Below are 13,794 nucleotides of genomic sequence, written 5' to 3'. Positions count from 1 at the left end.
GTACCTGTGGCGAGGGAGCTTGCTCCCGTTGGGCTGCGCAGCAGTCCCCCGCTTTTCACGTAAAAGCGTAGGGCCGCTGCGCGCCCCAGCGGGAGCAAGCTCCCTCGCCACAGGGTTTCATCCAGTTCGAAATTGCTTAAGTGAACAGCCTTAAGCCCTCGGGCGGCCCATCAATCACTCGACTGCGATGGTCAACTCAGGGTTGCCGAACCCCTTGAGTTGCGCGTTCGACTTCTCAAAATAGAGACGCCAGAAACCTTCCAGGTTCTGGATCATCTTGCCGCTGCGGTAGCCGTTCTTGATTTGGGTCGGCACGAATGCCGCCCCGTGAACGTAGACCCGAGCGCCGGAGAAATCGGCCAGCAGGTTCTGCTTTTCGACCTTGGCCAGTTCGACGCCAGGGTTGATTTCACGTATGCCGTTGTTGGTGTAGAAGCTGCCGAAATCGCTGTATTCCAGCATGTCGGACATCAGCAAAATGACCTGCTCGTTCACACCCTCAGCCGTCTTGATGTCATCACCGATCGACTTCAGGCTGAACAGGATTTCACTGCGGGGAATGTCCGAACTCGATTTACCCATCGCACTTGAAAAGGCTTTTCCGAACCGCTGAAACAGTGCCGCGGACTGGCCTTTCAAGCACCCGTCGAACTTACGGCTGGCCATCATCGGCACATCGCCCAGGACCGCAGGGTCGATGGGTTTCTCAAGTTCGCCAGCGAATTGCAGGCGCGTGTAGTGGCCTTCCAGATAAGCGCTGAAAGAGTACAGGCGCAGCTTGTCACCCGGTTGCATGAAGCGCTTGATGTGGCCCCAGGCGGTCTTTTGCAGGTCGGGGGTCAAGGGTGTTGTCTGGTCCACGACGACGGTCAGCATGCGGCCGGAGGGCGCGCTGCGAAACGCTTCGATCTTGGCTTGGGCATAGCAGCTCGGCACGTCATTGCGCTCCGCTGCCATGAGGGCAGCGGGGGCAAATGCCAGAGCCAGGATCAGGCTCTTGAACTTCATCAGGCCTCCGACTTATCGAGCAGCTGGAGTTTGCGGGCACGGCGGATGATCGCAGCGTCCACGCCTTTTTTGCCGGCAACGTAGTCGATGTCGTCCTCTTCGTAACCGGTCAGATCACCGAAGGCGTTGTGATCGAAGGCGGCTGCCTGGGTCGGGGCGACGATTGGTGCTGGAGCTGGAGCTGGAGCTGGAGCTGGCGCCGGCACTGGAGCCAGAGCTGGCTCAACGGCAACGGCCACTTCGATGACGGATGCTTCGACCCGTGTCACGACAGGTGCTGGTGCTGGTGCAGCCGTCGGTTTGGTGTGGAAGATGCTCAGGCTGGCGAACTGCGTTTTGAAATCGGCCAGCGTAGGGTCGTTGGTGTCGATTTGATTAAAGCGCGGGGTGGCGACCGAGATCAGTTCGTTGATCTTGGCGTTGTCGCCCGCTTCAATGGCGGCAGACAGGTCGGCCATGAGTTTCTTGAAGTAAGTCTCGATGACGTCGCGGCTCTTTTTGCCCCTGGCTTTGTTGTCTTCCTGAGCGATGTACGATTCGAAGGTTCGGTTCAGCAAATCCGAACGCAACGCATCCAGATCATTGCCGCCAACCCGGAATACTTTCATCTGCAAACCTTGAAGCATGCCCAAGGACGCTTGTGCATCGTTGGCCACATCGCGCGCCTTGCTGGCGTGGTAGCGCATGAAGTCGTCGGCGCTGGAGAACTTGTGTGTCCGTTCCCAGGCTTTGCGTGAATGTGTGCCGGCAAAACCGAAGATGAACGCCAGGTAGGTCGAGCTCGCCTGGATGAAGATAAACAGGCCACTCAATACAGCGAAGGTCACGAGGGATGCGCGGTGCAACGCATCGATCTGATCCTGGGCCGATTTGCCGGCAGCACTGTCGGACATGGCTTGCATGTCATCGGGAATCGGTACGCCGTCCGCTGCCGGGAAGTCGTCAGCCGACTGGACCTGCGCAGGCGGGTTGGCGATCAGGTCAGACTCTTGGGCGTTGAGTGTTTCGGTTCGGACCCAGAACGCAGCGACTGCCAAACCAACGATGAAAATGCCATAGCCAATCAGCATGGTGTAACGCTTGGCCGGCATGTCGCCGTTTTTATTCACTTTCATGCGGTTCAGCAACTGCTGATAAGGCGCATCACCGTCATCGTCATTGGTGTTGTCGATGGTGATGATGTGAGTGCTGATCATGTCGCCGCCCGAACCATTACGGCGCAGGTTTTCGTACGACATGATGTTATCGACCATGTGGTTTTTGTAGAGCGCGCGCCCGGCGAATTCGGACAGGAACAAACCAATAATCGAGATCACCAGACCGATCGCGAAAGCACCCGCCAATGCGGTGTTCGGAGTGGCCAGCGTCAGGGCGAAAGGTGCCAGTGCGAAACCGAACGCCGTGGCCTCGATCAGCATCAACACAATAATCAGTGCCCAAAGGCCCAGGCCTTTTTCCCGGCGATCCGCTTCCTGGACCTTGCCGAGGTAATTCTGACAGCGCCGGAAGTTGGCTTCCGAAGGTTGGTGGTCCCGGTAGTACTTGTCGTAGAACGAGCACAATTCACGTTCGGACGAAAGAAAACCGATAGGCCGGGTGTTGTTTTCACTTGGCTTTTCTTTTTCGCCAGGATGCTTGACCCAGTGTCTGATTCGGCCAAATACCGGCAGTCGAATACGGACTTTCATCAACCAGTATTTAAAGGACGACCAGTAAACAATCACCGGGATTGAAAGCAGGACGGTAAAGACCACCGGGATGATCACGTACCAGTACGCCGTGAAAAACGAGCGGAAAATTTCGAGCATTGTGTGTACCTCTTGGCTTAACGGCGCTTGGGTGTGAACTGAGCGACGTAAGCGTCACCCTGTTTCGGGTAATAAATTTCGCCTGCGACGGCGCTACCAGCGCGCTTGTCGAAAACGATGTCCATGCACGTCACCGGCGACTTGTTCTGGTCGACAGCAAACACGCGGTACAAGATCTGGGTCTCACCTTCGTAGGTATTAGCGACAGCGGTGTAGGCCTGGCTTTGCTTCTTCTGCGGTGTGGCGTAGTCGGTGATGAACTGCATTTTTGGCGCTTGAGCGACTTTGGCGTCATCACGCAACACAGCGATCGGGCCGACGGTGACGGAGTGCCCGTTAACCGCAGTGGCCCACGGCTTGCCGGTCAGGCCTGGAAAGAACTCGTTGGTGGCGAACTCGTTCAGCGGCTTGTCATCGGCCAGGCTCTTCACTTGGCCCTCGATGCGGGGCAGATCAGCAACACACGAGCTCAACGGCGCCGCAGCGTTAGCCGTACCGATCAGCGCGAACGGTGAGCTTTTCGGAGTAATCCCCATCGCCAGAACCGAGCGCGTGGTGGTCACAGCACTGCCGCCGAAGTCGACACCACCCTTGCCGTCCAGTGGAACAGCGGGCGATGTAATGGACGCAGGTGTTTTTGTTTCAGGGGCCTGAGCAACCGGTTCCTGTGCGTCTACCGCAGGTTTCTTGCTGGCGACGATCACAGGCTTCTTGGTCGCTGGCGCTTTAGCCACCGCAGGTTTGACTGAGGTCACCGGGGCTGTGCCGTGAGCCAGGTACTTGGCGTTGCTGCGCTCACTGCGGACGCGCTCGACCAGCAGTTTTTCGTTGTCGACTTCGACAAACTCGACACGACGGTTCTCGGTACGACCTTGTTCCGTGGCGTTGCTGGCAAGCGGGCGGGACGCACCGGCGCCCTGGTAATAGATGTCCTGACGAGCGATGCCCGCATCGGCCAGGATCTGGCCCACTGCACGAGCGCGTTGCTCGGAGAGTTTCTGGTTGAATTCAGCAGCACCTGTCGCGTCGGTATGCCCAACCACCAGGATTTTCTTCAGCGCTTTAGGCGTTTGTGGCGCTGAGCCTGGTTGCTTGTCGGCTAACGTGGCAGCCAGACGAGTCAGTTTCCGCCGGCCATCAGGTGTCAGCTCGGCTGACCCCACGGCAAACATTTCGGAAGACTGCACCTGCGCTTCAACACCGACTGCTTGCATGCTCGGCGCGGCAGTAGGCGTGGCGGCGACGTCGGCATTCAACTCGTTGACCTGCATCACCAGGCCTTCTTCTTTCGCCACAGCCTGCAGCTTCTGCACGCGATCGCGGTACAGCAACGCAACGCCACAACCCGCACCTGCGCCGATCAACGCGCCTTTGGCATAGGCGTTGGCGTCACCTTTGCTCAAACCAGCAACGGCCACACCCAACACGGCACCGACAGCGCCACCGGCAACACATGCACTCGTCCCCGAGGACTGACCCATGTAGTTATCGACGTGCGCGCAACCACTAAGGCCAACAGCAATCGCAACGGCGAGCGCAGTGGGTCTCAAGACACGATTCAAAAGCATCTGGCAACTTCCATGGATTTACAGGCAAGCAGAAGCCCGAGCGGTGTGCGATTAGCACGGCTCCAGGCGCAGGAATGAGATTTTTTGCGAGGCGAAAGCCCATGTCGGGAATATCCATATAAGTACAGGCATGACGCCGTGACACATCCGTGTCTTTTGGTGTCGCTTAGCGTGCGACGTATCGGGTGGAGCGGGGAAGGCCTTTGGGTGGGGCGAGGCTTCCTTGGGCATGATACTTCGGAATGGGGTGGTGATGGCACTGTGATATGCAGAAAAGCGGTGGAACTGTTCTGTGAATGCGTGGGGGAGAGGTGATGCGGTTCGGCATGCTGGGGCAAGCGTGGGGCCGAAACTGTGAAGCCCTCGTCGTTTTGCGAGGGCTTCGTTTTTGTAGGGTTGAAAAGAGAGCCGTCGCTTTTGTTTGCTGCGTTTTAATCAATAGGGTCGAGTTGGTCGAGCGCTCGATTCACTGAGAGTTCTGCAACCATCAGGATCTGGTGAACACCCAGCAGAGAGTTGCGACTTGTCCCGGTCTCACGGTCTGCAACATCCATGGTGATGACGCTGGCGGATGCCAGGGACTCGCTCACACGTCCTAAAAGGGTTTGGACGTCGATATCCGGGTTGACGGTGAACAGAGTAGAAGGTGTGCGCGGGGTGGCTTTGATATTGGCGACGCAGGAGTGTCGTTCATTGCAATCGCAGTAAGGGGCTTGTTCGAGCGTTTCAGATTTGGGGTTTTCGGGCTCGGAGGCGTTGCTGGTATTCGGGGGATCGGGGGTTACTTTCATAGTCGATATTCCAGATCGGGTGCCAACCTATCCGCTGCTAACGAATAGGGTGGCAGCTGCACGCAGGTTAGCAGACCGGGGAATATCGCAAAGCCGGCGCGCCCGAAGACGCCCTACGTACAGCCACCATCAAACAGCAGGCATGGAAAATACCTGTGGTGTGGATGCACGTGCAGCGATAAACCGCGAGCTGCTAAACCCGACCACTGATGAGCAGCGGCAGGTCAACGATAGAACTCGGGGTATAGCCGCACAAGCCGGCGGATTCTGGAGTAACCGTAAGCAATGCCGCAAGGTTTTGTAGCTTTCTGGAAGTGACGGGTGACGGGATTAAACAAACTGCGCTAATCGCGCGGTAGATATGTCATTTGAGAAATTCGGCGAACATTTCTGGCAACTAATAAAGAAACTTCCTACGTTTTTTGATTTTCCAGATTATGGATTGAGTGTCGCGTTTTAATCTCTGCGTAAGCGTTCCGGGAACACACCTTCCAAAGCCGCTCCTATAGCACTCGCGTTACTCGTGACTATCCAGAACAAATGTATTGCCCCCAACTCTCTGTTTCCCCACAAACAGGTTGTGTACGTTGGATGCACTGCAACCCCATGAGGACGCCCCCATGCTCAATCGTTTGATATTGCCTTTTGCTTTGCTCTTCACCGTCAGTGCTGCCCAGGCCGCGGATGCCGAAAAGTGGTACCCGTCGAAATACGGAGCCAATGATGAAATCGGCGCGCTTAACCTGCTGAACGCCGACTCGGTGCTTAACGCCGCCAAATTGATCAAGACCGGCAAGACTTATCCGCTGGCCGTACCCATTGACAAGACTCTCCCTGCCTTCCGCCATCGCAGTTTCAACCTGACTAACGTCCAGCCGGGCGAGGCGGGCGGCACGACAATGGGTCCGAACAAATTCACCTTCAATGATGAACTGGTGGTGGGCTGGACAGGCGTTGGCACCCAGCTCAACGGCATCGGCCATATAGGCATCGACTACGTCTATTACAACGGCAATCGCGCCGCCGATTTCGTGACCGTAGAAGGCGTGACAAAACTCGGCATCGAGAAGGTCCCGCCCATCGTTACACGTGGCGTGGTGCTGGATATGACCGCCGTGTACGGCACGCCAATCGTGCCGGAGAAAACCGAATTCACCGTTGCCGACATCCAGAAAGCGCTCGACCTGCAAGGCATTACCATCCAGAAAGGCGATGTGGTGTTGTTCAACACCGGCTGGCTGGAACTGCTGGGCAAGGACAACAAAAAATTCCTCGCCGTAGAGCCGGGCATCGGCATGGCAGCCGCCAAATGGCTGGTGGATAAGCAGATCGTCGCGTTCGGTGGTGACACTTGGGCCTCAGAAATCTACCCGGCCAAAGACGGCCAGGAATTCCCGGTGAACCAGTACATGCTGGCCAAGAACGGCATCTACAACCTGGAACTCATCGACAGCCGCGCGCTGGTGAAAGACAAGGTTTGGGAGTTCATGTTTGTCCTCGGCCAGCCACTGTACAAGGGTTCGACCCAGGTCAACATTAACCCGGTCGCCATTCACTGACAGACCGTACGCCAGGGGATGACGGAAAAGGGGACGGATCTATTTTCGTATAAAAAATCGGGTGTCTGCGCGCGGCGATGCTAGCTTTGAACACAACATTTACCCGCTGATGCTTCGGTATCAATCCAGTACCCACCCCAAGGAAAAAGCCGTAATGGATCTACACCAAGAGTTTGAGAGCAGCAAATTCTTCCACCGCGCCCGTATCGATCGACGCGCCGCCGATGCTTTGGTGGGTTTGGCCGCCGGGATTACGGCTGACGGTACTGTAAACACCGCCGAAGCCTTGTTCCTGAAGCAATGGCTGGAAAACAATCTCGCGTATCTGGACGATCCGGTCATCAACCTGCTGTATTCGCGATTGGCGTGCATGCTTCAGGATGATGCTCTAGACAAGGACGAGGCCCTTGAGCTGCTCAACATTCTGCGGGGCTTTTCTGGAGTGAGCATTGAGAGACCGAAGGTTGGTGGAGCTGTTGCCGTTGCACCTACAGACCTTCCGTTCAACTCCCCAATCCCCGATTTGGTGTGGGACAGCCGGGTGTTTGTCTTCACGGGCGTCATGGCCTATGGGCCGCGTAAGGATTGTCAGGCGCTGGTCGAGGAGCGAGGTGGTTTGATTGGGGGAGGTGTGAGTAAGAAGGTGTATTACCTGGTGGTGGGTAGCGTGGGTAATGAGCAGTGGCGCCATAGCACTTACGGGACGAAGATCATGAAGGCTGTGGAGTTACGGGAGGCGGGGGCTTCGATTGCCATTGTGGGTGAGGATCATTGGCAAAAGGTGCTGTTTGGTTGAGGTTGGTTTGTTCCAGGTGTCTTGGGTAGGGTAAACCAGTGTTTTGGTCGGCAGATTGGCGGTGGGTTTGATGGCCTCATCGCGAGCAGGCTCACTCCTACAGGGGCGAGTGGGTGGATAGAAATTGATATTCCAGAAACAACAAAGCCCCTGCATTTCTGCAGGGGCTTCGTTTTGTATGGTGCCGGCACCAGGAGTCGAACCCGGGACCTACTGATTACAAGTCAGTTGCTCTACCAACTGAGCTATACCGGCGTGTTGGGCGACGATTATAGCGATTGGATTGGTTCTGTAAACCCCTGAATTCAGACTATTTTTGCGCATGCATCGGATCAGGCGCGCAGCAGTGCATTCTTGAGTTTATGCAGTGCTTTCCAGGTGCGGCTGTTTTGGATGGCGTGCAGTTGCGCTTCGGCCTGTTCGGCGCGTGCCAGAGCGGCGGCGAGGTGGTGTTCGGCGTCGCTGACGGGGTGGCTGAATTTGTGGCCGCGGCATAACTGGAAGTTGTCCAGGTTGCAGGGCGGGATATCGAAAGCGGGTTTGAGGTTCAGGTGTTCGTCGGCCAGGTAGTAGGTGTTGATGCCGTCGAACAGGATGGCGTGGTAGCCGGCGTCGGTGACGAGGGTTTCCCAGGTCTGGTTTCGCTCCCAGGGCGTTTCGATGAGGATGATCCACGGTCGCCATTGGGTGAAGTCCATGCCGCGCAGGACGGTTTCTTCGTGGCCTTCGACGTCTATTTTCAAAAAGTGGATCGGTCGGCCGTGTGCGTGTTCTTCGCAAATGGACGACAGCGTGCGGCATTTCACAGTGTGGGTTCGAACGTCCATGCCGGCATCTTTGTGCAGTTGCGCCATGGCCGGTTCCAGGGTCGACAGGCCGGTGCCGGCGATGCCGTAGAAGGTCAGGTCTTGTGCGTTTTCACCGGCGACGCATTGCAGGTTGATGTCTTTGGGGCGCTGTTCGCAAAGGGCTTCGTAGTAATTGGGCATTGGCTCGACATTGATGCCGGTCCAGCCATTGTCGTAGAAGGCTTTGGTCACAGAGTCATGGGCAGGGTCATTGGCGCCGATGTCGATGTAGAAGCCGTTCTCTAAGTTTCTGAGCGCGCGCCACAGGCGAATGTCTTCGAAATTCTGTGCGTAGGAAATAAACGTCACTGTCGCCTCCTGCCAGTTGGTTTTCTTGTTTTTTGGCTGCGATGTAGGCGCCTGGTTGCTTGTATAGCAAGGGGAGCGGGTAGGCGCAATTTCCTGTTGATGAGGTCCTGTTTTCGGCGGTTATGTCCTTTTCAGCAATTGCTTATGCACAACTGGCTTGTCCCGTGCCGGTGCTCATTACTGTTTTTGTGGACCCGTTCTCATTTGATCGCAAATGACTGTTTTACGGGTTTTTTATTCGTGTGTACGAAAATTGTACAGTGGTGTTTCAACCCCGAAACAGCCGTAGATATTGGATCCACGAATATTCCATCAACAGAGTTATCCACAGGCTGCGCAGGTTAAGAGCGTTCACCGAGCAACAGGAAGTTACGCGGCGTGAGGGCGCTTTCGCAGAAGGTTCCGAGCCTGACGGAGTAGCCCTGCTCGAAAAGGAAAAGTGCCCGATCGAGTACCAGCCAAAGCTCCAGTGGCCGCCGGAAAAGTCCGCGCAAGAGCTCCAGATTGCGCACGTGGGCCAGGCGCTGCCAGCCGGCGGCTTCCAGGGCGGACCAGTCCTGATCGCCGATTGTGGATAACTCCTTTAAGGCGGCCAAATGATGGCAGTACTCAGGGAAGGATTTATCCAGCCATGCAGCAGGCAGCGAGGGAGTGGGCAGGTATTCATCAATGCCGCGCAGTTGCCGTTGCAGCAGGTCGAAGGCCAGACGGCGAGCCATGGATGTGTCGCGCTGGCGGCGCACGCGCGCGCCAGCGGTAACGGTTTCGCTGGCGGGCAGTGACAGGTCGTCGAGGGAGAGCCGCAGGCTGGATTGGCTGGCCGCCGAGGACATTGCCTTGTAAGTCGGAAGGTTGATCCGGTTATAGCAGCACGGTGCAACGGCCAATTGTTTGCAGCCCACCGCGCTGGCGAGCTGGATCAGTCGGACGTGCAGATCGCCGCAGGCGTGTAGCGCAACGGGTGTGTGGGACCGATCAAGTAGAGACGCGGTATCAGGGTCGAGTACATCGCGTTCAACGTGCAGCGCATGCAGTTGATGACGCTGGCTGAGTGCCTGGCCGCTGATGACCAGTGCCGGGTCGTATTCCAGGCAGGTGAGTTGTTGCCCGGCTTGCAGCAGGCGTCGTCCCAGATGCCCTTTGCCTGAGCACCAGTCCAGCCAATGTGTGGGCGTTTGCGCGAACGTTAATCGACTGGCGAACGCCTCGATTTGCTGCCATTTACGCCCCGGTACATCGACGTTCAGCCGATGCCCGGCCTCTGCCAATGCTCGAGCCGGAAATTCGGCCACGGCGCTCAGTTCCAGTGACTTCGCGGCTAACGAGGCGAACGGTTCGGGGGCATCGAGAAGAGCAGGGTGGTTGTGTGCCTGTTCCGCGTCGTCCAATGAACGCCCACGTAGCCAGCATGCGAGTTCCGGGTAGGACGTTTCCCAAGGAAGCTCAAGATGGGTAAACGGTCTGGGCTTCCATAGCGCTTGATGCTCGATCAGAAAAGCATCCAGCGCCGTGAAGCGGGCGAGTAGGTCCTCGCCCGTCAGCACTTCGCGATCAGCGCCCTTGGCAGGCATCGACGCGCAGCCAGCGCTCCAGCAGCTTGAAGCCGCGAACCAGCACGTAAGCCATCAGCAGATAGAACATGCCTGCGGCGAAGAAGATCTCCACCGGCAAGTACGTCCGGGCAATGATGGTGCGCGCCATGCCGGTCAGTTCCAGCAGGGTCACGGTGCTGGCCAGGGCGCTGGCCTTGAGCATCAGGATCACTTCGTTGCTGTAGGCCGGCAGGCCGATACGCGCCGCACGGGGCAGGATGATGTAGAACATCGCTTTGGCGCGGGACATGCCCAGCGCCCGGGCAGCTTCGATTTCACCCTTTGGAATCGCCTGGATCGAGCCGCGCAGGATCTCGGCGATGTACGCCGCCGTGTGCAGGGTCATGGTGGCGGTGGCGCACCAGAATGGATCGCGCAGGTACGGCCACATCGAGCTGTTGCGTACGGCATCGAACTGCGCCAGCCCGTAGTAGACCAGGAACAGTTGAACCAGCAGCGGCGTGCCGCGGAAAAAGAAGATGTAGGCGTAGGGAAATGCGCGCACGTACCAGTGGCGCGACGAGCGCGCGATGCCCAGCGGAATCGCCAGCAGCAACCCGGCAATGACGGCAATGGCGACCAGCTCCAGGGTCAGGGTGGCGCCTTGGGCCAGCTTCGGCAGCCACTTGATGATGACTTCCCAGTTCATTGGGTGCTCCTTGCGAAGCCGCGACTGGCGCGTCGTTCCATAAAGTGCATGCCGGTCATGGCGAGAATCGTCAGGCCCAGGTACATGAACGCAGCCACCATATAGAAGGTGAACGGTTGCTTGGACACGGTCACGCCGATTTGCGCGTGACGCATGATTTCTTCCAGGCCGATGACCGAGACCAGGGCGGTGTCTTTCATCAGGATCATGAACAGGTTGCCAAGGCCCGGCAGGGCGATGCGCCACATCTGCGGCATGATCAGCTTGGTGAAAATGCGCCATTTCGACAGGCCCAGGGCTACGCCAGCTTCGCGGTGACCTTTGGGGATTGCGAGGATCGCGCCGCGAAATACTTCCGTGGCGTAGGCGCCGAAGCACAGCCCAAGGGCAATCACACCGGCGGCGAATGCGTTGAGTTCAAGGTCGGGATTGCCGAAGAACTCGCCCAGGGCGCGCATCAGGTTGACCGTACCGAAGTAGATCAACAGCACCCAGAGCAATTCCGGGATGCCGCGCACCAGGGTCGAATAAGTACCGCCAAGCCATTGCAACGGCTTGTACGGGGAAGTCTTGGCCAAGGCGCCGAGCAGACCGAGTACCAGCCCCAGGCACAGGGCCGAGAGTGCCAGTTTCACAGTCATCAGCGCGCCAGCGGCGAGCGCCGGGCCGAATCCGTAAAGGTCGATAATCATGGATTTCTTTTCAAATCGCGGCAGGCAAGGCCGGGGACCGGCGCCGTCAGAGGGCGGCGTCGGTCCGGCAGGTCAGGATCAATAGATGCTGAACGGGAAGTACTTGTCGTTGATCTTCTTGTAGGTGCCGTCAGCCACGATTTCTTTTAGTGCGACGTTCAGTCTCTCGCGAATCGGATCGTTTTTACGCACTGCGATACCGATCTTGTCGCTTTCTTCCACCGGGTCGCCTTTGAACTCGTAACTGCGGCCGGCGTCGCTTTTCAGCCATTCGTAGTTGACGTATTTGTCAGCCAGGATGCCGTCCAGACGACCGGAGGTCAGGTCCAGGTAAGCGTTTTCCTGAGTGTCGTAGAGTTTGACTTCGACGCCTTCCATGTTGTCTTCCATCCAGGTACCGGCGAGGGTCGCACGTTGTGCGCCGATCACTTTGCCTTGCAGGGAAGCCTTGTCGGTTTTGAACTCTTTGTCTTTAGGTGCGATGAACTGCAGCTTGTTGGAGTAGTACGGGTCGGTGAAGTCGACGGCTTGCTTGCGCTCGTCGGTGATCGACATCGAGGAGATCAGGAAGTCGAACTTCTTGGCGTTCAGGGCCGGGATGATGCCGTCCCAATCGGACGTGACCACGGTGCAATCGACTTTCATCTTGGCGCACAGGGCGTCGCCGATTTCCTTGTCGAAGCCGACAACGTTGCCGCTGGCATCTTTGTTGTTGAACGGCGGGTAGGCCGCTTCGATGCCCATCTTCAGGGTTTCGGCCATGGCACCGGCGCTGAACGCCAGGGTGACGGCGGCAGCCAGGAAGACCTTTTTGTAGTTCTGCATGCGGGTAGCTCCGTTAGCGGTTGCTGGACATGAATTGTTTGCAGCGCGCCGAAAGCGGGTTTTCGAACACCTGCTGTGGCGATCCTTGCTCTTCTACCAGGCCTTGGTGAAGGAACACCACTTCGCTGGACACCTGACGGGCGAAGCCCATTTCGTGGGTAACCAGCAACATGGTGCGGCCTTCCTCGGCCAATGCGCGGATGACATTAAGTACTTCCTGGACCATTTCCGGGTCAAGGGCGGAGGTGGGTTCGTCGAACAGAATCACCTTGGGTTGCATCGCCAGCGTGCGGGCAATTGCCGCGCGCTGCTGCTGTCCGCCGGACAGTTCTGCCGGGTAGGCGTGGCGCTTTTCGGCGATGCCGACCTTGGCCAGCAGGGCTTCGGCGACTTCGATGGCCTCGGCTTTACTCTGGCCAAGCACGCGGCGTGGGGCTTCGATGATGTTGTCGAGCACGCTCATGTGCGGCCAGAGATTAAAGTTTTGAAACACAAAACCAATCTCGCTGCGCAGGCGGTTGATCTGCTTGCCGTCAGCGGCAACCAGTTCTCCGTTCTTGGCGGCTTTGAGCTTGAGTTCTTCGCCGGCCACCAGGATCTGTCCCTGATGCGGGTTTTCCAGCAGGTTGATGCAACGCAGGAACGTGGACTTGCCGGAACCGGAGGAACCGAGGATCGAGATCACATCGCCGTCGCGGGCGGTCAGCGAGATACCTTTAAGCACCTCCAGCGAACCGTAGCGTTTGTGCAAGTTGCGGATTTCAAGCGCGGGCGCGGCCTCAGCCATGTGCGTTCCTCATAGTGTGTTGCTCCTGCTGTTGGCGGCCTTCCTGGCGAGGCGGCCAAGCTAGCATAGCGTCTGAATGGCAGCCAACAGCGCTACGGGCGGTAAACGGATGTCGTGTGGCAGGTTGTCGCATCGGTACAGCAGACTGTCGCGCTGCTATCAACCGAACAGCCGTTTGAACACGGCCTGTCGATAAAAAACGCGGTAGCTGTCCCAAAAAAGGGCGCGATGTTGCCAGCTTTGGCGGGGTGTTGGAAGCGTTGATCGGACAAACGTTCCTGATCTGCACTTTTATCGTGCGCCCAGCATTTTTTTAGTGTGTTTCTGGTGCGCCGATTCGTTTCTAAAGTGAGTCGGTGGGTAACGTTCTGGCGAATTGCCATTAATCTCAATAACTTGCGATGACTGTCCGGTCACTCCACAGGGCCCGTGGTTGAAGACTTTGTTACATTTTGGCGCAATTATTGCGTGCAGAATACGGAACGCCCTGTTGGTTTCTTTTTACGAGAAAGGAATGCCACGGCGGGGTGGACGTAATCGCTTCTCCTTACAAAGGTAGTTT

At 57.4% G+C, this 13,794-nt stretch carries 12 protein-coding genes and 1 tRNA gene; 2 read left to right on the top strand and 11 right to left on the bottom strand.

Annotated elements, in window-relative coordinates:
- Positions 1-174 precede the first annotated feature (174 nt).
- The 4 genes from AC3ZVB_RS12670 to AC3ZVB_RS12655 form a co-directional block, all read right to left on the bottom strand.
- Positions 175-1,008, bottom strand: coding sequence for a hypothetical protein (locus tag AC3ZVB_RS12670; RefSeq protein WP_247266882.1), 834 nt, complete (start codon positions 1,006-1,008; stop codon positions 175-177).
- Positions 1,008-2,816, bottom strand: a complete 1,809-nt coding sequence (locus AC3ZVB_RS12665) for a hypothetical protein (RefSeq protein WP_490146682.1) — start codon at positions 2,814-2,816, stop codon at positions 1,008-1,010. The genes AC3ZVB_RS12670 and AC3ZVB_RS12665 overlap by 1 nt, the downstream gene beginning before the upstream one ends.
- Before the next feature lie 17 nt (positions 2,817-2,833).
- Complete coding sequence (locus AC3ZVB_RS12660; protein WP_490146681.1) at positions 2,834-4,384, bottom strand: OmpA family protein; 1,551 nt, start codon at positions 4,382-4,384, stop codon at positions 2,834-2,836.
- Between the two features lie 431 nt (positions 4,385-4,815).
- Entirely contained in the window at positions 4,816-5,175 is a 360-nt protein-coding gene (locus AC3ZVB_RS12655) for a DUF6124 family protein (RefSeq protein WP_490146680.1), read from the bottom strand.
- 620 nt (positions 5,176-5,795) lie between these two features.
- Here AC3ZVB_RS12655 and AC3ZVB_RS12650 point away from each other — a divergent pair.
- Together AC3ZVB_RS12650 and AC3ZVB_RS12645 are read left to right on the top strand one after the other, a co-directional pair.
- Positions 5,796-6,734, top strand: a complete 939-nt coding sequence (locus tag AC3ZVB_RS12650) for a cyclase family protein (protein WP_194691772.1) — start codon at positions 5,796-5,798, stop codon at positions 6,732-6,734.
- Positions 6,735-6,888: 154 nt separating this feature from the next.
- Positions 6,889-7,530, top strand: coding sequence for a BRCT domain-containing protein (locus AC3ZVB_RS12645; protein ID WP_490146679.1), 642 nt, complete (start codon positions 6,889-6,891; stop codon positions 7,528-7,530).
- A 179-nt stretch (positions 7,531-7,709) separates the two neighbouring features.
- Here AC3ZVB_RS12645 and AC3ZVB_RS12640 read toward each other — a convergent pair.
- From AC3ZVB_RS12640 to AC3ZVB_RS12610, 7 genes are all read right to left on the bottom strand, one after another.
- Positions 7,710-7,785, bottom strand: a tRNA-Thr gene (locus AC3ZVB_RS12640).
- 77 nt (positions 7,786-7,862) lie between these two features.
- Entirely contained in the window at positions 7,863-8,687 is an 825-nt protein-coding gene (locus AC3ZVB_RS12635) for an FkbM family methyltransferase (RefSeq protein WP_490146678.1), read from the bottom strand.
- A 341-nt stretch (positions 8,688-9,028) separates the two neighbouring features.
- Positions 9,029-10,258, bottom strand: coding sequence for a methyltransferase (locus AC3ZVB_RS12630; protein WP_490146677.1), 1,230 nt, complete (start codon positions 10,256-10,258; stop codon positions 9,029-9,031).
- Entirely contained in the window at positions 10,239-10,928 is a 690-nt protein-coding gene (locus AC3ZVB_RS12625; protein WP_162436990.1) for an ABC transporter permease, read from the bottom strand. Before AC3ZVB_RS12625 ends, AC3ZVB_RS12630 begins: the two co-directional genes overlap by 20 nt.
- Positions 10,925-11,620 carry an ABC transporter permease gene (locus AC3ZVB_RS12620; RefSeq protein WP_162436989.1) on the bottom strand — a complete coding sequence of 232 codons (696 nt, stop codon included), beginning with the start codon at positions 11,618-11,620 and terminating at the stop codon, positions 10,925-10,927. Before AC3ZVB_RS12620 ends, AC3ZVB_RS12625 begins: the two co-directional genes overlap by 4 nt.
- Positions 11,621-11,698: 78 nt before the next feature.
- Positions 11,699-12,445, bottom strand: a complete 747-nt coding sequence (locus AC3ZVB_RS12615) for an ABC transporter substrate-binding protein (RefSeq protein ID WP_194691762.1) — start codon at positions 12,443-12,445, stop codon at positions 11,699-11,701.
- Positions 12,446-12,458: 13 nt separating this feature from the next.
- On the bottom strand, positions 12,459-13,232 hold the full coding sequence (locus AC3ZVB_RS12610; protein ID WP_162436987.1) for an ABC transporter ATP-binding protein: 774 nt from the start codon (positions 13,230-13,232) through the stop codon (positions 12,459-12,461).
- Between the last annotated feature and the right edge of the window lie 562 nt (positions 13,233-13,794).

The sequence above is a fragment of the Pseudomonas sp. MDV22-iso1 genome, from assembly GCF_058145095.1.
Note: the sequence above shows the minus strand (reverse complement) of the source record. Positions and strands in the feature narration are given on the sequence as shown.